The 20,198-nt window shown below is 40.8% G+C and carries 14 protein-coding genes and 1 pseudogene; 8 read left to right on the top strand and 7 right to left on the bottom strand.

Annotated features, from left to right (window positions below):
* Positions 1–11 precede the first annotated feature (11 nt).
* Together GD630_RS11795 and GD630_RS11790 are read right to left on the bottom strand one after the other, a co-directional pair.
* Positions 12–1,220 carry a site-specific integrase gene (locus GD630_RS11795; RefSeq protein WP_143864847.1) on the bottom strand — a complete coding sequence of 403 codons (1,209 nt, stop codon included), beginning with the start codon at positions 1,218–1,220 and terminating at the stop codon, positions 12–14.
* Positions 1,221–1,241: 21 nt separating this feature from the next.
* Positions 1,242–2,471 (bottom strand): site-specific integrase, encoded by a 1,230-nt coding sequence (locus tag GD630_RS11790; protein ID WP_143864848.1) that lies wholly within the window; start codon positions 2,469–2,471, stop codon positions 1,242–1,244.
* A gap of 289 nt (positions 2,472–2,760) precedes the next feature.
* Here GD630_RS11790 and GD630_RS11785 point away from each other — a divergent pair.
* Positions 2,761–2,886: pseudogene (locus GD630_RS11785) on the top strand (ORF6N domain-containing protein); the annotation flags it as partial.
* A 40-nt stretch (positions 2,887–2,926) separates the two neighbouring features.
* On the opposite strand, the gene GD630_RS11780 reads toward GD630_RS11785, so the two are convergent.
* A complete protein-coding gene (locus tag GD630_RS11780; RefSeq protein WP_143864849.1) occupies positions 2,927–3,697 on the bottom strand; it encodes a DUF3822 family protein in 771 nt (256 codons plus the stop codon).
* A complete protein-coding gene (locus tag GD630_RS11775; protein WP_143864850.1) occupies positions 3,697–4,383 on the bottom strand; it encodes a hypothetical protein in 687 nt (228 codons plus the stop codon). Before GD630_RS11775 ends, GD630_RS11780 begins: the two co-directional genes overlap by 1 nt.
* Before the next feature lie 95 nt (positions 4,384–4,478).
* On the opposite strand from GD630_RS11775, the gene GD630_RS11770 reads away from it, so the two are divergent.
* A complete protein-coding gene (locus GD630_RS11770; RefSeq protein WP_143864851.1) occupies positions 4,479–5,897 on the top strand; it encodes an ATP-dependent DNA helicase in 1,419 nt (472 codons plus the stop codon).
* Positions 5,898–6,088: 191 nt separating this feature from the next.
* Positions 6,089–7,225, top strand: coding sequence for an AAA family ATPase (locus tag GD630_RS11765; RefSeq protein ID WP_143864852.1), 1,137 nt, complete (start codon positions 6,089–6,091; stop codon positions 7,223–7,225).
* Positions 7,226–7,300: 75 nt separating this feature from the next.
* Here the strand turns inward: GD630_RS11765 and GD630_RS11760 are convergent, their stop codons facing one another.
* From GD630_RS11760 to GD630_RS11750, 3 genes are read right to left on the bottom strand one after another with little or no spacing between them, the layout of a single operon-like run.
* Positions 7,301–9,241: a BT_3987 domain-containing protein gene (locus GD630_RS11760; RefSeq protein ID WP_143864853.1), complete on the bottom strand. Its 1,941-nt coding sequence runs from the start codon at positions 9,239–9,241 to the stop codon at positions 7,301–7,303.
* Positions 9,242–9,270: 29 nt separating this feature from the next.
* Positions 9,271–10,440, bottom strand: a complete 1,170-nt coding sequence (locus GD630_RS11755) for a DUF1735 and LamG domain-containing protein (RefSeq protein WP_143864854.1) — start codon at positions 10,438–10,440, stop codon at positions 9,271–9,273.
* Between the two features lie 10 nt (positions 10,441–10,450).
* Positions 10,451–11,335, bottom strand: a complete 885-nt coding sequence (locus GD630_RS11750) for a glycoside hydrolase family 18 (protein ID WP_143864855.1) — start codon at positions 11,333–11,335, stop codon at positions 10,451–10,453.
* 181 nt (positions 11,336–11,516) lie between these two features.
* On the opposite strand from GD630_RS11750, the gene GD630_RS11745 reads away from it, so the two are divergent.
* Genes GD630_RS11745 through GD630_RS11725 form a run of 5 tightly spaced genes read left to right on the top strand, consistent with a single transcriptional unit; the run spans position 11,517 to position 20,160 of the window.
* Positions 11,517–14,867: a SusC/RagA family TonB-linked outer membrane protein gene (locus GD630_RS11745; protein ID WP_143864856.1), complete on the top strand. Its 3,351-nt coding sequence runs from the start codon at positions 11,517–11,519 to the stop codon at positions 14,865–14,867.
* A 19-nt stretch (positions 14,868–14,886) separates the two neighbouring features.
* Positions 14,887–16,449, top strand: coding sequence for a RagB/SusD family nutrient uptake outer membrane protein (locus GD630_RS11740; RefSeq protein ID WP_143864857.1), 1,563 nt, complete (start codon positions 14,887–14,889; stop codon positions 16,447–16,449).
* A gap of 12 nt (positions 16,450–16,461) precedes the next feature.
* On the top strand, positions 16,462–17,547 hold the full coding sequence (locus tag GD630_RS11735) for a glycoside hydrolase family 18 (RefSeq protein ID WP_143864858.1): 1,086 nt from the start codon (positions 16,462–16,464) through the stop codon (positions 17,545–17,547).
* Between the two features lie 11 nt (positions 17,548–17,558).
* On the top strand, positions 17,559–18,713 hold the full coding sequence (locus tag GD630_RS11730) for a DUF1735 and LamG domain-containing protein (protein WP_143864859.1): 1,155 nt from the start codon (positions 17,559–17,561) through the stop codon (positions 18,711–18,713).
* 25 nt (positions 18,714–18,738) lie between these two features.
* Positions 18,739–20,160 (top strand): BT_3987 domain-containing protein, encoded by a 1,422-nt coding sequence (locus tag GD630_RS11725; RefSeq protein WP_143864860.1) that lies wholly within the window; start codon positions 18,739–18,741, stop codon positions 20,158–20,160.
* Positions 20,161–20,198 lie beyond the last annotated feature (38 nt).

Raw genomic sequence — 20,198 nt, 5'->3', positions numbered from 1 at the left:
TTATTTGATGATTATTTACTCTTTTCGCCAGCCGACATTTTCTTTCTTCGTTCCATCAGCTTGTCCATATCTTCCGAGATTTTATCGTCAGTAACTTTGGCATAGCCTTGTGTCGTTCGGATATTCGTATGCCCCATCATCTTGCTGATACTCTCTATCGGCACACCTGCCGATAATGTCAAAGTTCCGAATGAATGGCGGCTCGCATGGTAGCTGAGATTTTCTTTGACGCCTGCCACAATGCCAATCTCGTGGATGCAGTACCACAGCATATCACGTTTAGGCAAAGGGAATATCGGACTGTTATCATCAGTAGTATTATACAGTGATAAAATTTGCTCTGCCACTGGGTGGAGTGGTATAAAGGACTCTACGTCTGTCTTTTTCCTGTTGATACGGATGAAACGTCTTCCGTCCGCTGTCATTCCGATATGTGAGGGATAAAGCCTTTTCACATCGACATACGATAACCCGGTGAAACAGGAAAAGATGAACGCCCTTCGTGTAAGTTCCTGCAACCTTTCCGGCATGGGCTGTTCCATAATCCGTTGCAGTTCGGCTCTGCTTATGTGTCTTAGCTTGTAGTCTGGCTTCTTTTCATAAGGTACATCCGAAAGCGGATTGAAACGGATAACTTCTCTGTCAACGGCAATATAGATAAGCCTGTTCAGCCATGTAAGGCAGTGGTTGATATGTCCGGCTCCGCAACCTTTGGCTTTCAGGTATAGTTTATAGTCCCAGCCGAAATCTTCGGTGATATCCTCGAAAGCGATGTCACGCCTGTTCAATGACAGGAGGTATTCGTGAAGGTATGCCTGTGAGGATCTGGACTGGCGATAGGAAGAAGTGGAGTTTATCACTTCGGAGCGTATTCTGAGCCTTTCCTGTTCTTCCTCTCCGGTTTTAAGCAGTGTGACCGGTATGTCTGCTACACGGGTGATTTCATTCTTCAGTATCTCCGCTGTAACCATTCCGGTTTCCTTCAGCAGATTGGCATAGAATGTTTCTATCTTGGTGCGCAATTCTCCAAGAAGGTTGTTTGTCCTTATATTTTTCACCTCTCCTGTCTTGGCTTTCCAATCTTCGGGGGTGCAATAATAGCCTGTTGAAAACACGCTGTTCTTGCCGTCAACCGTGATACGGCATATGATGGCGGTGGTTCCGTCAGCTTTGACCTTGCTGCGGTTAATGTAATATAGTCTTGAAAATGTACTTCGCATAATTGTTTTGTTTTAATGGTATTAGAGTATGAGTTTCAGATCCTTTGTCGCCTCGATGTATTTGTCCATATCCTCAAAGAGTTTCTTCGGGGTCACACGGGCATATACTTGGGTAGTCCTTATATCTGCGTGTCCCAGCATCTTGCTGACTGTTTCTATAGGAACACCGTTTTCGAGTGTCATCAGGGTCGAGAACGAGTGCCGTCCCATATGGTAGGATAACCGCCCTTTGATTCCAACTTTCATCTTGATGCTTGTCAGACACCATTTCAGGGCTTGATAAGGAATGACGGGGAACAGAGTGGCTCGCGTATCGTCACGGTATTTCTCTATGAGGGCTATTGCCTCAGGCAACAATTTAACCCGGCTTAACTGCCCGTTCTTGCCCCTGCGGTATTTCAGCCATAAAGCCCCGTTATCATCCTTTGAGAGGTTGTCGGGAGTAATGGCGACCACATCCACATACGAGGTTCCGGCATAACAGGCGAAAAGGAACATATCCCTAACGATGGAATGTTCCGGGCGGCATCCGGTAAGTTCGATGTCCCGTATCTTCTCGAAGTCTTCCCTGCTCAACGCTCTCGGCGGTGTCTCTTTCTGTTTGGGCAACTTGTAATGTTCAAAATACAACTTGTCCGAGTAACCTTCCTTGAATGCGATACGGCAAATCTTTTTCAGAATAGCCAGATAGTGGCGTACCGTCTGGACTCCCAAACCTCTTTCAATGACGATATACTCCTGAAATTCCCGTATGAACAGTTCGTTGAGCTGGCAGAAGGCAAGGTCGGACACCTTGAACTTGTTTTTGACGAAATCTGCAAGACGGCTACGGGTATAAAGATAGTTCGGGAGTGTGCGGTGGGACACGTCTATTCCCACACGCGCCCTGATTCCCTCGATATGCCTGTCAAAGAGTTTGAACAAGGTCATCTGTGTGTCCATACTGCCTTGAAACATATCCTTGACCGCCATAGCATCAAACTCCTGCTTACGTTCCAGCAAAGCATCAAATGCCGAATTGACGGCAAGCAACAGTTTATCAATCTTGGCATTGGTTTCCACCGCCTCCTTGCTCTTGCCGGTCAGACGGCTTTCACGGGGATTCCACAGTTCGGGAGGGCATGACAGCTTGCAACTGAACTGCGCCATCGTGCGGTTCACGGTGATACGTCCCATGATGGGAGCCTTGCCCGACTTGTCCAGTTCGCTCTTTTTGAGGTAGAGCAGCACCTTGAATTTTTCTACTTTCATACGCTTATATTTTTAAGTGCAAATTTACTTGCCATATAAGCGTCTCTTGATACGCAAAACACTGTGTATTAACGCAAACAAAACGGTGAGGATTTCTTTTCATCGCTTGCCGTTACCTGTTCCCGTTTAGGTAACTGCCCGGCTAACGGTTTGGTAACTGAACAACCTCAATATTCTGTTGTAGTTTGCATTTTCTCAACTTCGCAAAATACCGAAATGTCGCTTATTCCTAACGGTTTACGTTTAATCTATGCCTATCCACAGTCGCTTGCTTTGGCTATTCTGTTGCATTCAGCACGACACTCGTATGCAATTGGAGTTGATAAATCAGACGTTAGCCGAATTGCAGGCGCAAAAAGCATTGGCAGACAAGCCGCGTAATCCTATTGGCTTCATTACCCCTAAAAAGAAATAAAAAAAACAGACTGCCTTATCGTCTCTCCGTTAACCACCGGTTATTCGCATGTCAATAAGGCCTGCATATCAATATTAGTGGCAGGATTCATGATAAATACCTGTAATATAAACTTTTTCAGTTCACTCATCAGAGTTTCTTTATCCGGAAGCGTCCCAGTCAGATGCAGTTCGTCCCTTTCCTGATTGAACTCCAATTGTTTCCAGACATACAACAGATAATAAATGCGGTCCTCCGTATGCGTGCATTCAAAAGAATTGGCTAAAAGCAGATGTCCCCGTTCAAAACAATAAATGTCAATTGCTTCCCGACGTATGGAAACGTACATCTTTTTACTGTTTCCCAACCTGCTCTTGACGGAGAAATAATCGATGAGCGGGGTAGATTGAGAATAGAAATGAGCTTCGGGGTATTGTTCGCTCAGAAAGGTATGTGCACTCTTGTCCATACCGAAAATGATAGCTACATTATTCTTTTTGAGAATATTGCAGATCACCGTCTCGTTTTCCCGTTTCTGATGATTATGGTAAAATAGAAGTTCCGCCTGTTCCTCTTCAAACAAGTCCAACGGCACGATAGTAAAACGCTTATCAGCCATCATGATGTTAACTCGTTTGTAGGAGTGGTTTAGAAAGTCCGATTCACGGAAAGTGGCTTTCAGATTAGCAGTAAGAGACAGGGAAGCATCCGTCTCTTTCTCTATCATCGACAGCGAATCGTCGTGAATCGGGTTATAGATAGAAAAAGAAAATCCATCCGTACTAAGACGGATGGATAAAGTATATTGTTGTGATTTAGTAAAATCAATCATTATTCCCAGTTACCGGCACCATTGTTCGGAGTATCGATAGAACCTACCATCAAACCGCAGTATCTACCCAATTTGCTCTGAACATCTTTTAAGTTAATGATTTCCTGTTTGTCAAGACCACCCAGATAAGTTTCGTACGGAGCTTTCACTTCGAACAAGAATACAGGAGCACCGGATTTAGCGGTATCATTCTTAACATTCATTTCGAACTGAGCACCGTTTCCGTAAGGAATATATCTCATAGAGTCAGGATTGAATCCTTTAGGGAAGATAGTATCCATAACGGCTACCCACATAGTATCACGTTTGAAACCTTCGAGTCCCCATTTCTTGACTTCGTCATATTTGCCTGTCTTCTTGGCTTTGTTGATGATAGCCATTGCCTTCTTTTCAGTCAGTCCGTCTTCCAACTGCTTGTCTGTCAACATACCCATTTTCATTACGAACGGTAGTTTTTGATTTTTAACGAAGTCAATCAGCGTATCAAATTTGTCTGTATACATTCCGTGATTAAGCGTGCGGTATTCCTGCTGTGCTTTACGGATGTCAATCAAACGGGCAATGACTGCTTTTTCTCTGTCTTTTTTTGCGTTTTCAAAATTGATAGGACCCATGATACTGGCGTAGCAGATGTAAACCAATGCGGCAGCACAGAGCACCAATACAATATTAAATACTGTTTTCATGATAAATTATGTTTTTAGTTGTTATATTCGCATCGCAAAAATAGAATAAATATATTTAAATACGATAGTTCCTCGAACTTTTTTCTCGTACAAAAATGATAAATAACTATTTAGAAAGGCAAATTAAGGAAAATTTTCCTTACCAACCAACTTTAGAGCAAGAAATTGCTGTAAAATCTCTTTCAGAGTTCCTGTTGTCTACTCTGGCGGATGAAGTTTTTATCTTGAGAGGTTACGCCGGTACCGGTAAGACATCTCTGGTCGGAGCATTGGTGAAAACGATGGATCAGTTGCAGCAGAAGTCTGTATTGTTGGCTCCTACGGGACGTGCCGCAAAAGTTTTTTCGGCGTATGCAGGCCATCCCGCTTTCACCATTCATAAGAAGATATACCGGCAACGGGCCTATTCCAACGAGCTTACTAATTTCTCCATAAATGACAATCTTGCTACAAACACCTTGTTTATTGTGGACGAAGCCTCCATGATTTCCAACGAAGGTCTGTCCGGCAGCGTGTTCGGTACGGGACGTTTGCTGGATGACTTGATACAATTTGTCTATTCGGGGCAAGGGTGTCGTCTTTTGTTGATGGGGGATACGGCGCAGCTTCCTCCGGTGGGGGAGGAATTGAGTCCGGCGCTTTTTGCCGATGCGTTGAAAGGATACGGGCTTGAAGTCCGTGAGATTAGCCTGACTCAGGTAGTCCGCCAGGTGCAAGAGTCTGGTATCTTGTGGAATGCCACGCAGTTGAGGCAGTTGATAGCGGAAGACGAATGTTACTCTTTGCCTAAGATAAAGATAGCGGGCTTTCCTGATATCAAGCAAGTGCCGGGCACGGAACTGATAGAAGAATTGACAAGCTGCTATGACCACGACGGGATGGATGAGACAATCGTGATTTGCCGTTCCAATAAACGCGCGAACCTATATAATAATGGGATACGTGCGCAAATCCTATGGCGTGAAGACGAATTGAATACAGGCGATATGCTGATGGTGGCCAAGAATAACTATTATTGGACAGAGAAGTATAAGGAAATGGATTTCATAGCCAATGGTGAAATAGCCGTTGTCCGTCGTGTCCGTCGCACCCGTGAGATGTATGGATTCCGTTTTGCGGAGGTCACCTTGAGATTTCCCGACCAGAATGATTTTGAACTCGATGCGAACTTATTGTTGGATACTCTGCATTCGGATTCGCCCGCGCTGCCGAAAGCGGATAATGACCGTTTGTTCTATGCCGTGCTTGAGGACTATGCCGATATTCCCAATAAGCGCGACCGGATGAAAAAGATGAAAGCCGATCCGCACTATAATGCCTTGCAGGTGAAGTATGCATACGCCGTGACTTGTCATAAAGCGCAAGGCGGGCAGTGGCAGAATGTTTTCCTGGATCAGGGATATATGACGGACGAGTATCTGACACCCGATTATTTCCGATGGTTGTACACGGCTTTTACTCGGGCAACGAAGACGTTGTATCTGGTGAATTATCCGAAAGAACAAGTGGAGTGATTCGGACTTCCGTACCTTGTTGAAGTTCGGCACCGAGGAACGATGCCTTCCCCGGTGCCGGACTTTTTGTGGCTTTTGGATGAAGTCATTCTTCTTGATTATTGAAATGGAATCAGTTGATTTGAAATCAATCGATTTCAAATTTGTTGGTTTCATGCTTTCTTTCTATATTTGTCACAAAACAGTTTGTTATGGATACACCTTTTTTATACGGACGAATTGCTGAAAACGAGAATTTTACCAATCGTAAGAGTGAAACAGAATTCTTGGAAAAGAATTTTAGGGGACTCATTAATACCATTATTATATCTCCTCGTCGTTGGGGAAAGACGTCATTGGTTCATAAGGTTGCCAAATTGGTATCTAAAGAGAACAAGGACATTATTGTCTGTCAGGTTGATATTTTTAATTGCCGTACAGAGGAAGAGTTTTACACTGTATTTGCTAATTCTTTGTTGAAGTCGACGACCACAATCTGGGAGGAGTTTGTGAGTGGAGTGAAAAAATACTTAGGGCGATTGGCTCCGGTAGTTTCAATATCCGATGCTACCCAAACTTATGAACTTTCATTCGGTATTGATTTTAAAGATAGCCGTCTTTCTTATGATGAGATATTGGATTTGCCGCAAGTGATAGCGAATGATACTAAAAAGAAAATAGTGGTTTGTATTGATGAATTTCAGAATATCAATGAGTACGAAGAACCATTGGCTTTTCAACGTAAATTACGTTCTCATTGGCAAAAACATACCTCTGTTTGCTATTGTTTGTATGGAAGCAAACGCCATATGTTGCTGAATATTTTCAATAATTATGGAATGCCTTTCTATAAATTCGGGGATATTCTTTTCCTTTCAAAGATAGAGCGTGGAGAGTGGGTATCTTTTATCTCACGGCGTTTTTCTTCTACAGGAAAGAAAATTTCGGACGAATTGTCCGGACTTATCGCTGATAAGATGAAAAATCATCCTTACTATACCCAGCAACTTAGCCAGCAAGTGTGGTTCCGTACACCGGACAGCGGCTGTACGCAGAAAAATGTTGAAGAGGCTTTCAATAGCCTGATTGATCAGTTAAGCCTATTGTTTGCCAATATTATTGATACGTTGACTCCTAAACAGATAAATTTCCTGCTTGCTGTTGCTGATGGAGTTTCTAATTTCTCTTCTAAGGAAGTTTTGACTAAATATAAATTGGGAACTTCCGCTAATATAAAAAACTTGCGGAAGGCGACTTTGGAAAAAGATTTAATTGATGTATTGCCCGGAAACGTGATTGAAATTCAGGATCCTGCATTCGAGTACTGGTTGAAGTATGTGTATAAGTAAGTGGTTGGAGACCAAAGAGAATCCAAAGCATTAAAAAGGCAACTGACTTGCAATGAAGTAGTTGCCTTGTATTTTTTAATTTCTAGTTAATGTGAAACTTGCTTTAGGATGTTTATCTGTAAAGTTTGTATGCAAATATAACCAAGTGTTTCCTTTATCGTTGGAGCAGAATGGTATTAATGTCTGCATTCTTGCTGGCCCATTGGCTTCTAAATACAGCCTACCATTATAAAACGCTCCATTAACATTGCTAGTAGTTTCAACTTTTTTCCACGTATTAGCAGTCTTAGAATCGCCAATTGTAGCATAACTCATTTGCCATAAAAGAGGATTTTCTTCATCAGGTTCATGAATCGTTTGCGGAATTGGAATACTTATTTGAGTAGTTTCTTGATTATAGTTCATAATTAGTGGATACTTTTTAAGAATTTGATCATAAGGTTGTATTCCATATACATAATAGGATTCATTTTCGACTTTCTCTTCTATTTTTATTGTGAATTTCATGTTTCCTGCCCATTGATTCCAAGAATTATTTACCCATGAAATACAACTTGCTGTGACATTCCATTCTCCAAGATAGTATTTGTAATTAATACGGGTTGTTGTTTCTGAAGATGTAAAATCTGTTCTTCCGTATATTTGTCCAGTCCAATTAACTTTCTCTCCGTATAATGTTTCTCCAACTTGATTAATGATTGTTTCAGAATTCTTAGATATCTGTAAATTATAAAGAGCAAAATATCCCCAGCTGTCTTTTATTTGATTTAGATATATAGAGTTGGGACTTCCTCCTTCTGTTAGATTTATAGCATAAGGACATTGTTTTCCCTCGTCAATATGACCTAGTTTATCCCATAAATTATAGTTTCCATAAACAGTGTAGTCTAATAAATCATTTACGTCTTTACCTTCGACCTCTCCTAAGGGATAATTGATAGAAGCACCACCATTTTCCTGCTTACACCAATATACTCCAAATTGTTTATCAGGCATTATTTGTCGGCACTCATAAATTAGGCGGCTATATTGTTCTTGTGAAGGTGTCACTAAACCGGGATATCCTGCTACCAAGTCGTAGTTTGACCATTCATCATCAAAACTGATGCCGTCAAATCCATAGATATCCACATAGGATTTTAGTTCTTTGGCAAAATCTTTAGCGGCTTCATCTCCCAAACTTCTCATCCCAGCCAGTGTATGATCACCTAAAATGGTTAAATGTACTTTTATTCCTTTTTGTTGCAATGGGCGGATGAGCTTATCGGCATTTTCCAAAACAAAGGTTACTTGTGGGTTGCAATATACATATGGTTTTCCTTCCTCATTTAAACGAATATTGGCTGCAAAAACATTGACAATATCGAAAAAGGGCTTCCCGCTGTTTTCCATAGTATATTCGCCTGTATTCAATATATTCTCGTTATTCACCTCTATGTAACAAATTGTTTTGACTGTTCCTTTCTCCGTATTGGGCAGGGCAGCTTGTGGAGTTACAAGATAGATATAGGACTGGTTATTGCTTGAGGTCTCAATTCCGTCTGAAGCAGTTGCAGATACTGCAACTGCATACGTAGTACCTATTGTTCCTCCGGATTGAATATCTAACTCGATAGATGAGGATTTTTGTTTCCCTGCCGAGATTGTTGTGACTCCTTCATTTTCTAATGAAAGCTTATCCGTCGGATACATTGGATAGTTGGTTCCATTGGCTTGATTGTAAACTTTTAGAACTGACTCGTCGATTTTGAATGTAACCGTAATATCTTTATTGGCAGCTTTATTCAGTTCAAAATATAAGTGTCCAGTACCGTGTTTATCTCCATTAATTGTTATGGAGGTTAGGGCTTTTGCTCCGGCTGCAGATTTGACATAGCCAAAGTTACCTTCTATATTGCCAAATGATTTGTTTTCAGATGATATAGTAATATCATCTTCGCAGGCAATAAATAGATTACTCGTACAGGCTAATATCGCAATCCAAAAAGATGATTTGATAAATCTCGTATATTTCATAACTTAATTCTAATTAAAATTGTTGATAATTAATCCTCTTTAGCGGGAAGAGAAACGTCTACCCAGGTTAATTTTGAAGAGGGAGTTGCATTATTACCATTTACGGAATAATCTTTTATCTCGTCAATACCATCATTTAGTTTCCAGTAGGCCACTAATCCTTTAGAATTAGGATCTACATCATATGCATGATCCTGTGCATTAATTTCCTCTTCACTTAATACGCGGTTCCAAATTCGTACTTCAGCAATATCTGCGTCTAACCATCGTTCATTATTATATGAATAGCCTATCCAGAAACAGCGTGGTTTACCGTTAGATTCGTCGGAGTGAGGAATGCCCCAATCAATAGCACCAATATCCATTCGGCTATCGGTTACTAATTCTCCATTGTAGTAAGCTTTTAAATTTTTTGCACTTGCGTCATAGGTAATAGCGATATGTAACCACTCTTCTAATGGCACATCTCTTTCGATATGAATATTGGTCTGCGACGAAGTTCCTGCAATCTGCAAATGGTTTTTAGGTACATCATTATCACCGAAGCGGAATAAGAATTTCCCTTCAATACCCATCAACGTACTAATCGCATTGTTGAAACTGTGAGGACGGATCAGAGCTTCTGCTGTTAATGTATTGAGGTTATTAACAACTTCTGGATTTTTCCAGTCTACATAGATGTTATTCTCTTTGATATTTGCCACCTTGTTGATAAGTGAAGCCCCTTTAAATACATAATAGAATGTACGTGATGATGCGAGAATATTGATACTAGCACTATTTACTGTGATAGGAAGTATGTATACTTTATCAATATTCAGTTGATTGATTTCTGTAAAAGATACGGTAATTGGAGCTGAAATAACGCTACCGGCCTGAATCTTTCCCGTTGTAGTAGAAAGAGAGTAATGTTTCTCCGGTAGTTCTTCTACATCATTTGTATAGTAAATCGCTTTGTACGTAGAGATTAATGAAGGATCCACTTTAATAGTGAATTCTACATCCGTAGCTTCCGGCTTTGCTATTTCTACCTGAAAAGTCCGTTCATCGGACTCTATATTGGATTTTACCAAGATATTCTCGGGAGTAGTGGAACTCATGAAGATATTGTTGGAAAAATTCTCTGTGTCATCGTTACATCCTGTGAATACACTGATCAGTAGTCCCAATATAATACTGTATGATTTTTGTAGTTTCATGATAGTTGAGTTATTTGATGGGGGCTGGGTTCATAATATTAATAACCTCTTTTACATTACGGTAAGTACCGTTTGTTTGATAATAATCATTCTGAACATTATCAATTGCGATACCGGATTTATTATATTCCGAAGAAATAGATGTAATCCAGTAAGCCGTTTCAATGGTAGCTAGCTCTTTTCCCAGATAACCGGTTGTTGTATCAGAGGAATCTAAAGAAGGGGTGGAAACTGCCATTATAAAACGGTCAGTAGGTACTCCCGGCTCTAGGCAATCCTGAATAGTAAGAGAGAATTTATTCACATCGGTTACTTGATAGAATTCTATTATAATGTGGAGAAAACGACTCAACTGCCCTTTCTTTATTATATTCTGTGGCTTTCCTTGAAAAGAAAGAAATTTGTTTTTGTTTTCTTTTTCCCATTCAGATATTGTATTAAAGAATACTTCTTGAGTTGCTTCGTAGGATACTCTATCCTCATCTGTCATGTATTTTGGGTTTTTCCCATTGAATTTGATGATGACTCCATCGAAAGCTTCCGAATATGCCAGTTGCTTTTTTACTTCTTCTCTTAGAAAGCCGTCAAATGTATTTTCTGAGTTTTCTTTCATTTGTATTTGGGAAGCCGTTATCTGTTCTTCGTCATATTTAGCTTTGATATCATCATAACTAACCGCATAAGCTACTTTTGTCCCTTTATCTTTTAAAATCTTTATTTCTTCTCTTTCGAAAGGTACTAACTCTTCCGAATGAGTTAATATAACAATGTCAATACTGTCGGGTAAGTCGCTCATGTGTTGCCCACGATTATAAGGAGCCTTTTCACTATTGTCAAACCAAGCGTATACTAGCTTGTGTTCCTGGTTCTTTTTATATTCGCATAAGTTCTCCAAGTACTTGGTAAGAAAAGCCTCTAAAGCCCTAGAAGATTTCTGATATTTTTCATTTTTCTAAAAAAAATGAGAAATAAGACTAAGTGTTTATTATATTAGCATTGTTTTATTAACAGAAGGAGAGACAGTCGACACTCTTCTTTGTAGAGTTTAATAAAAGTATAACCATTAAATTAAATGTATGGAAAGCAAACATCCGCTTCGAAAGCTAAAGCTATTTCGGACTTTATTGATTCTCCTGTTTATGGCAGTTCCTTTACAATGGGCTACTGCACAGCTGACCTTATCAACTCCCCGTACCACCCTAGGAGCTGTAATCAAACAAATTCAGTCTCAGTCCAAGTATCAGTTTTTCTACAATGACAAACTATCAACTATCACTGTTGATCCTCTCAAGGTAAAAGACGCTTCATTAGAACAAGTTCTGAGCAAGCTTTTAAATAATAAGGATGTCACTTATAAGATAGATGATAATATAATTTATTTATCAGAAAAAGGAGATCTCAATTCTAATCAACAACAAGTAGGAAAAGAACGCACCATAACAGGGCAGGTTTTAGATTCAAAAGGAGAGCCGTTGATTGGTGTCAGCATTTTGGTAAAAGGTACAACTGACGGTGCAATCACCGACTTGGACGGTAATTACAAAGTTACTACAAAGAGCAACAATCCTATTATTGTATATTCCTATATCGGGTACAAAACTCAAGAAGTTCCATTACACGGTCAGACTTCATTGAATATAACATTAATGGATGACACACAAGTAATCGATGAAGTTGTTGTCACCGCTTTAGGTATTAAACGAGCAACTAAAGCTTTGAGTTATAATGTACAAGAAGTAAAAAGTGATGAACTTCTCACCAATAAAGATGCCAACTTTATTAATGCTTTATCTGGTAAAGTAGCAGGTGTCACTATCAATAGTTCATCTTCTGGTGTTGGTGGTGCAAGTAAGGTTGTGATGCGTGGAACAAAAGCCATCAATCAATCCAGTAATGCATTATATGTCATTGATGGTGTTCCCATGTTTAACTTAGGAAGTGAAGGTGGTCAAGAAAATGACTCTAAAGGAACAACAGAAGCTATTGCTGATATTAATCCGGAAGATATCGAATCAATGTCAGTATTAACAGGTGCTGCTGCAGCTGCACTATATGGAAGCCATGCTGCCAATGGAGCTATTGTTATCACGACTAAAAAAGGAAAAGAAGGACGTTTGCAATTAACTGTAAGTCAAAATACAGAATTTCTTCGTCCTTTCAGAATGCCGGAGTTTCAGAACCGCTACGGCACGGGAGATTTACTGTCCAATACTTCTTCGGTAGAAAAAAGTTGGGGACATAAATTGAATTCTGCGAATTATATGGGATATTCTCCCGTAGATGATTTCTTACAAACAGGGGTTGTTACAACCGAAACTGTTGCTCTTTCTACAGGAACTGAGCGCAATCAAACTTACTTTTCTGCAAGTGCGATAAACTCAGACGGCATGGTACCCAACAACGATTACAATCGTTATAATTTTACATTCCGCAATACAACTTCTTTCCTGAAAGATAAAATGACTTTGGATGTAAGCGCTAATTACGTCAAGCAGAACGATCGTAATATGGTTAATCAGGGAACCTACTCCAATCCTCTTGTCACTGCCTACTTATTCCCTCGTGGTGATGATTGGAATGATATTAAGATGTACGAACGTTATGATACCACACGTAAAATCTATACTCAATATTGGCCACAAGATTTTTCCGGCTTAACCGGGCAAAACCCTTATTGGATTGCTTATCGTAACTTACGCGAAACGGATAAAGATCGTTACATGCTAAGTGCAGCGTTAAATTACAAGATATTGGATTGGTTAAGCGTTTCAGGACGTGTACGTGTTGACAATTCAGATTCCAAATATACTCGTAAATTATATGCAACCAGTAACGAGATTTTGGTAGAAAATTCAAAGAACGGTCTTTATGGTATTAACCAAACTAATGATAAGCAAACTTATGCAGACTTTATGGTCAACATTAACAAAACATTTAAAGAGGTATTAAGTTTGCAAGCTAATCTTGGTGCATCTTATTCGGATATGCAACAAGACGTATTTAGTAATGAAGGCCCTATCAGTGATACAAAAGGTATTGCTAATGTATTCAATGTTTTCCACCTGGATAATGATAAAACTAAACGCTCACAGTCCGGCTATCGCGAACAGACACAATCTATTTTCGCCAGTGTAGAATTAGGATATAAAAGTATCTATTATTTAACATTGACAGGGCGTACAGATTGGCCTTCACAATTGGCAGGACCGAATTCTGTAAAAAGCGCTTTCTTCTATCCTTCTATTGGTGGTTCGGTGATACTATCAGAACTGTTGCCTATGCCTAAACAGATTTCATTCTTGAAACTAAGAGCCTCCTATGCCTCTGTAGGTCTTCCTTTCCCACGTTTCTTGGCAAATCCAACATACGAATGGGATCAGAAAGCACAAAAATGGGCAGTTAAGACTCATTACCCGATGTATGAATTGAAACCGGAAAAGACTAATTCATGGGAAATTGGTATTACCGCACGTTTCCTTGACCATTTCAACTTCGACTTAGGATTGTACACAACTAAGACATATAACCAAACATTCGAACCAAACATCTCAGTGTCTTCTCAATATTCTACAATTTATGTACAAACAGGTAGTGTGCGTAATAAAGGTATCGAATTATCTTTAGGATACGATAACGACTGGAATGGAAAATTCAGATGGGGTTCTACCGTTACTTTCAGCGCAAATAAAAACGAGATACTTGAGTTGATGGAAAATTACAAGCATCCGGAAACTGGAGCCATAATCACATTGGACCGCTTGGAAGTCGGCGGTTTGGCAGATGCAAAATTCGTTTTGAAAAAAGGTGGTAGTTTAGGAGACCTTTACTCCATTAAAGATTTGCAACGTGATAGTAATGGTAACATATACGTGAATGAGAAAGGAGAAGTTGCCAGTGTAGCATCAGAAGATATTAAGCTAGGCAGTGTATTCCCTAAATGTAATCTATCATGGCGTAACGATTTCAAATGGAAGAATCTAAATTTCGGCTTTATGCTTTCAGCACGTTTTGGAGGTATTGTTTATTCAGCAACTCAATCTTATCTTGATTATTACGGAGTATCTGAGGCATCGGCAGTTGCGCGTGATCTCGGTGGAGTTGTCGTGAATGGCGGTGATGTAGTTAATGCACAAAAATGGTACTCAGTTGTCGGGGCACAGAACGGTATTCCTCAATATTATACATACAGTGCCACTAATGTACGTTTGCAGGAAGCTTCTATCGGATACACTATTCCCAAGAATAAATTATGGGGAATTGCTGATATCACAGTATCATTGGTGGGACGTAATCTTTGGATGCTATATTGTAAAGCACCATTTGATCCGGAGGCTGTTGCAACTACCGGTAACTATTACCAAGGGATTGATAACTTCATGACTCCCAGTGCACGTAGTTTAGGATTCAATGTTCGATTCAAGTTTTAACCTCTTTTACTAAAATACAATGAATAAATCAATTATAAAATTATTTCTGTTAGGGGGATTGGCTATAACCTCAATCACTTCCTGTACGGACAATTATATGGATTACAACAAAAACCCATATGAAGTGACCGATGATGAAATGGAGCGGGATGCACACAAATTGGGAGCAGCACTTGTAGGTATGCAAAGTGTGATTGTGCCTGTAGGAGAACATCTTGCGCAATTCTCCGAATGTTTGCTGGGTGGTGTCTTTAGCGGCTATATGGCAGACTCAAAAACATGGGGAAATTCGTTCTCGTATTTTAATCAATCAGAAGATTGGAATGGGAAAGTATATCTGGATATCATGCCTGAGATTTACTCTAACCTTGCTGAAGTTAAAAAGGCGACTACTGATCCTATTCCGTTGGCAGTAGCAGAGATTCTAAAAGTGACTGCCATTGTACGTGTTACTGATGTATATGGTCCCATCCCTTATTCACAAGTAGGACAGGATGGTAAACTGACAGCTCCCTTTGACACACAAAAGGATGTTTATACCAAAATGTTTCAGGAATTATCTGATGCCATCACTACTTTGACCGCCAACCGTACAAATGACTTTTCTCCGAATGCAGATCAAGTCTTTGGTGGTAAGGTTGAAAAGTGGATAAAGTTTGCCAATTCACTAAAACTGCGTATGGCTATACGTATTCGCTATGCGGATGCTACATTGGCAGAACAAATGGTAAAAGAAGCTATCAGTACGGAAAATGGGCAGGTCGGTGTAATGGAAAATAATGATGACAATGCATTTATGAAAGTTTCTCTTAATCCATTTTATACAATATTCGGCTGGGGAGATTCCAGGATAGGTGCTGACTTACTTACATACATGAATGCCTATGAAGATCCGCGTCGTTCAGTTTACGCATTAGAAAGTACATTTACCGACTCATCAATAACTAATGGTTATCACGGGCTGCGTATTGGCAATACACATACTGCTGTTGACGCAAAAATGTATTCAAGTATGAATGTTACAGCTACAGCCCCATTAATGTGGATGAATGCTGCCGAAGTTATGTTCCTAAGAGCAGAAGCTGCTTTGTTGGGATGGGATACAAAAGATACACCGGAAAACTATTATAAAACAGGTATTCGTCTGTCATTCGGCCAATATGGAGCAAGTAACGTAGAAAGCTATCTGGAAGGAACGACAGCACCTAGCAGTTATAAAGATCCTAAAGGTACATACACTGCTACATTGCCAGGAAGCGCAGTTTCTGTGCAATGGTCTGGAACTGACAATGAAGTTAATTTAGAACGTATCATTACTCAAAAGTGGATTGCCAATTTCCCATTAAGTTTGGAAGGATGGGCGGACTTCCGCAGAACCGGTTATCCTAGATTATTATCTACCCCAAATAACAGGAGCAATGAAATTATTGAAGGCAAATTTGCCCGTCGATTGAAATATCCGCAACAAGAGTATAATACGAATAAAGTAAATGTAGAGCAAATCGTCAGTACGTTATCAGGAGGAGATAAAATGTCGACTCATATGTGGTGGGACTGCAATCCTAGATTGTCAAATGAATAAAATCTAAATATTATGAAGAATAAATTTAAAATAGCAACCTTATTGTTCTTTGCGACAAGCTTCACATTAGGAGCATGTAGTGATTGGACAGATATTGAAGGTATAGATATCAAACAACCCAATATTCAGGAACAGAATCCTGAGTTATATACCAAGTACTTGGAGAACTTAGTATTATATAAACAATCCGTTCATAAGATAACGATTGCTTCGATAGATAATAAGGGCACTGCTCCAGCTTGTCGCAACGAGCATCTCACCGATTTACCGGACAGTATTGATTACATTTGTTTGAACAATATCTTGGAAGTGAATGCCATGAATGCGGCTGAAGTAGCTGAAGTTCACAAAAAAGGTACGAAAGTAGTAGGCTTGATTGATTTCGATGCGATAGAGGCTCGTTGGAAAGCGATTCTTGATGAAGAAGCCAACACCCCCGCTCCGGAAGAATCTGAAGAAGGGGGCGACGGCGAGGAAGGAGACGAAGAGGTTGTGGTAGATCCTGCTGCCCGTTTCATCGATTTTTGCAAAACGGAGACGGCTAAGCAATTAGCGGCTTGTGATGCGCTTGGATTGGATGGAGTCGAATTGAACTTTACGGGGACCGATCTTAATAGTATCATAGGCGAGGAAGCTGTTGTGGCGGAAACCATGCGACAAGGAGCTTTCTTCGATTTAGTGAACGAATGGAAGGCTTCCTGCGGGAAAGCGATTCTTTTCAAGGGATGTCCGCAGAATGTGATTGATAAGCAAATATTATCCGATTGCGAGTTTATTATCATTAACGCCCACAGTGCTAAAAACTATGACGAGATGTCTTATCTTGTTATGATGTCGTATATGGATGGTATTCCCACCGACCGTTATGTGATGGGGGTAAGTACTCCGTACGTAAATGCTGCCGGAATAGCTACCGGTGAATTTGGCGATGGCACACTCTCCGTTATCGGTGCGGCTCGTTGGGCTATTCTTCCCGTATCGGGCTATGTGAAAGCGGGAATTTCAATTGACGCCATTCAACAGGACTACTTTAACGTCACGTTCGTATATCCTAATGCGCGTGAGGCTATAAACATAATGAATCCAACCGTAAATTAATCTACTATCATATGAAACTAAATATATTATTATTTGGGGTTCTCAGTCTTGCCTTTTCCTTGGTCGGATGCACAGAAAATGATGAGAACTTCGACAACAAACTTTTCATTTCCACCTCTGTCTTTACGGAAGATGTGCTTTTCAAAGCGGGAATGCCTAACCAAGTCTCTGATATCTCGGTGGCTATCGCAAAGCCGGAAGATCACGAAATTAAAGTGACTATCGCTCCCGATCCGGCACTTTTGGAAACTTATAAGCTCACTTATTATGAAGAAGACGTGGAACTTCTTCCTGAAGAGTTTTATTCGATGGAAGAAACCACGACGGTCATCAATGCGGGGTCGATAGCCAGTACGTCACTTCCTGTTACATTTGTGAATATCGGTAATCTTGACATCAACAAGGTGTATGTGCTTCCTGTTACTATTCGCTCGGTGGAAGGGGTAGATGTGTTGCAGAGTGCGAAAACCTATTATTATGTGTTCCGTGCGGCATCGCTTGTCAATGTGGTGGCCAACATGAATCGCAACAGAGCTTATCCAGACTTTAATAATGACCCTAAATTCAATAATTTGAGTCAGAATACGATGGAAATTCTGTTTAAGGCCAATTCTTTCTCCAATGGCATCAGCACGCTGATGGGTATCGAAAGCCACTATTTGTTGCGTCTCGGCGATTCTGAACCTTCCAACCAGTTACAGATTGCTTCTACTACGAATGTATCCAGTTCAGAGCTGCAATTTGAAAGTGGAGTGTGGTATCATTTGGCAGTAGTGTTCGATGGTGGCTATGTCACGGTTTATGTCAATGGAGTCGAAAAATTGTCGAGAGCTTACGTAGGTCGAACTTCTGTTAATTTAGGTGCCAAGCATCATAATGAAGAAGACGGTAGCCGTGTGTTCTGGATAGGTTATTCTTACGAGGCTCAACGCTATTTCGATGGAGTCGTTGCTGAAGCCCGTATTTGGAACCGTGCGCTCACCGCTGAAGAGATTAAGGCTCCGAACCACTTCTACTTTGTCGATCCAGCATCCGACGGCCTGATTGCTTACTGGAAGTTCGACGAAGGCGCAGGTACTAAGGTGATAGACTATGCCAGCGGATACGATTTGACATTCGACAATGAGCCTGTATGGGTGCCAGTGTCATTACCTGAGAAGAAATAACAATTAACCAAACAAAATTCTGATTATGAATAGAATGAATACTATTAAATATGGCTTCTTGTCGTTGGCGGTATGTTCCGTTCTTTTCCTTACTTCTTGTGAGGAAGACATCAATGTGGGAAGCAATGTAGACGAAACCCCCTATCTGGGTGCTACTCAACTGAACGGTTTGTTGCTCGACGAGAGCACGAACAAGAACAATTCGGTAGTGGAATTGCGCGATGCGGAATATAGCACGAACGTGATATTCAGCCTTTCCAAGCTTCCGCAAAAAGGGGTGGATGTGAAAATCGCGGTGGATGAGGCCTATAAAGACACTTACAACGCTATCCATAACACCGACTTTGAACTCTTTCCTGCCGAGAACGTGAAGATTGCTCACGATGGAATTTTCTTGCTTGCGCCGGATGATAAAAGTACTCCGAGCGTAAAGGTGACGCTTACCGCTTTCGATGGAATGGAAGAAGGGAAAACCTATATCGTACCCTTGACAGCCTCTTCGCCTACCGAAGGGGTAACGTTTACCGAAACGTCCGCTCACATGGTACTTCTCGTAAAAGATTGCCGAAATATGCCGAACACTTTCAAAGGTGAAGGTGCTGTGACCAATGTGCTTTATTTTGAGGTAAATGATACTAATCCGCTGAATGCGCTTGAATTCTTGACAGCAAGCGGTAAGTATTTCTTCGACCACGTTGTGCTGTTTGCCGCCAACATCAACTGGAATTCCGTGACCAATCGCGTTTATCTCAAGAACAACGAAAATGTGCAGTTCTTGCTCGACAATAACGAACAATACCTGCAACCGCTCCGCAAGGCGGGCATGAAAGTTATCATCAGTGTATTGGGTAACCATGACCAGGCAGGTTGTGCTCAACTGTCGGATATGGGAGCCAAAGAGTTTGCCCGCGAATTGGCGGCCTATTGTCGTGCTTACAATCTGGACGGTGTAGGTTTTGACGATGAGTATTCCGATTATCCTGATTTGAACAATCCGTGGTTGGCGCAACCGTCAACGTATGCAGGTTCACGGTTGATGTACGAATGTAAATTGGCAATGCCCGAAAAGATAGTTTCGCTTTATAATTTGGGAGCCATGTATTCCAATAGCCTCCAGGTGATTGACGGTGTGACTCCCGGTCAGTATTGTGATTATGCGGTAGCCGATTATGGTGGTGCTGCTTCTCCAGGTACGGGGATGACTGTGAAGCAATGTGGCGGTATGTCGATAGAGCTTAATCGGGGAAGTGGAGATTCCAGCGAATCAACGGCACGCAGTCGGCGTGCTGCGGGTTACGGATATTATATGTTCTTCGCACTCGATCCGAATAAGTATAGTTATCAAGTGTCCCGTTGCCAAACTGTATGCCGCGGGTTGTATGATGAAGAGCTTATCTATCCGAAGTTCAAGTATGGGAAGAACAGCACCGAGCGTGTGCCGCTCTAATGAGAAGTTTTGTTTTACCTTAAAAATGAATGATAAAG

It is taken from the genome of Bacteroides zhangwenhongii, from assembly GCF_009193325.2.
GTDB classification, from domain to species: domain Bacteria; phylum Bacteroidota; class Bacteroidia; order Bacteroidales; family Bacteroidaceae; genus Bacteroides; species Bacteroides zhangwenhongii.
The sequence above is the reverse complement of the archived record's forward strand: the minus strand, read 5'-3'. Positions and strand labels throughout refer to the sequence as shown.

Bases quoted from the DNA above. Each gene is read 5' to 3' on its own strand.
- GD630_RS11745 (WP_143864856.1), top strand. From the start codon at position 11,517: ATGGAAAGCAAACATCCGCTTCGAAAGCTAAAGCTATTTCGGACTTTA.
- GD630_RS11760 (WP_143864853.1), bottom strand. From the start codon at position 9,241: ATGAAATATACGAGATTTATCAAATCATCTTTTTGGATTGCGATATTA.
- GD630_RS11765 (WP_143864852.1), top strand. From the start codon at position 6,089: ATGGATACACCTTTTTTATACGGACGAATTGCTGAAAACGAGAATTTT.
- GD630_RS11735 (WP_143864858.1), top strand. From the start codon at position 16,462: ATGAAGAATAAATTTAAAATAGCAACCTTATTGTTCTTTGCGACAAGC.
- GD630_RS11780 (WP_143864849.1), bottom strand. From the start codon at position 3,697: ATGATTGATTTTACTAAATCACAACAATATACTTTATCCATCCGTCTT.
- GD630_RS11755 (WP_143864854.1), bottom strand. From the start codon at position 10,440: ATGAAACTACAAAAATCATACAGTATTATATTGGGACTACTGATCAGT.
- GD630_RS11740 (WP_143864857.1), top strand. From the start codon at position 14,887: ATGAATAAATCAATTATAAAATTATTTCTGTTAGGGGGATTGGCTATA.
- GD630_RS11790 (WP_143864848.1), bottom strand. From the start codon at position 2,471: ATGAAAGTAGAAAAATTCAAGGTGCTGCTCTACCTCAAAAAGAGCGAA.
- GD630_RS11730 (WP_143864859.1), top strand. From the start codon at position 17,559: ATGAAACTAAATATATTATTATTTGGGGTTCTCAGTCTTGCCTTTTCC.
- GD630_RS11770 (WP_143864851.1), top strand. From the start codon at position 4,479: ATGATAAATAACTATTTAGAAAGGCAAATTAAGGAAAATTTTCCTTAC.
- GD630_RS11725 (WP_143864860.1), top strand. From the start codon at position 18,739: ATGAATAGAATGAATACTATTAAATATGGCTTCTTGTCGTTGGCGGTA.
- GD630_RS11795 (WP_143864847.1), bottom strand. From the start codon at position 1,220: ATGCGAAGTACATTTTCAAGACTATATTACATTAACCGCAGCAAGGTC.
- GD630_RS11775 (WP_143864850.1), bottom strand. From the start codon at position 4,383: ATGAAAACAGTATTTAATATTGTATTGGTGCTCTGTGCTGCCGCATTG.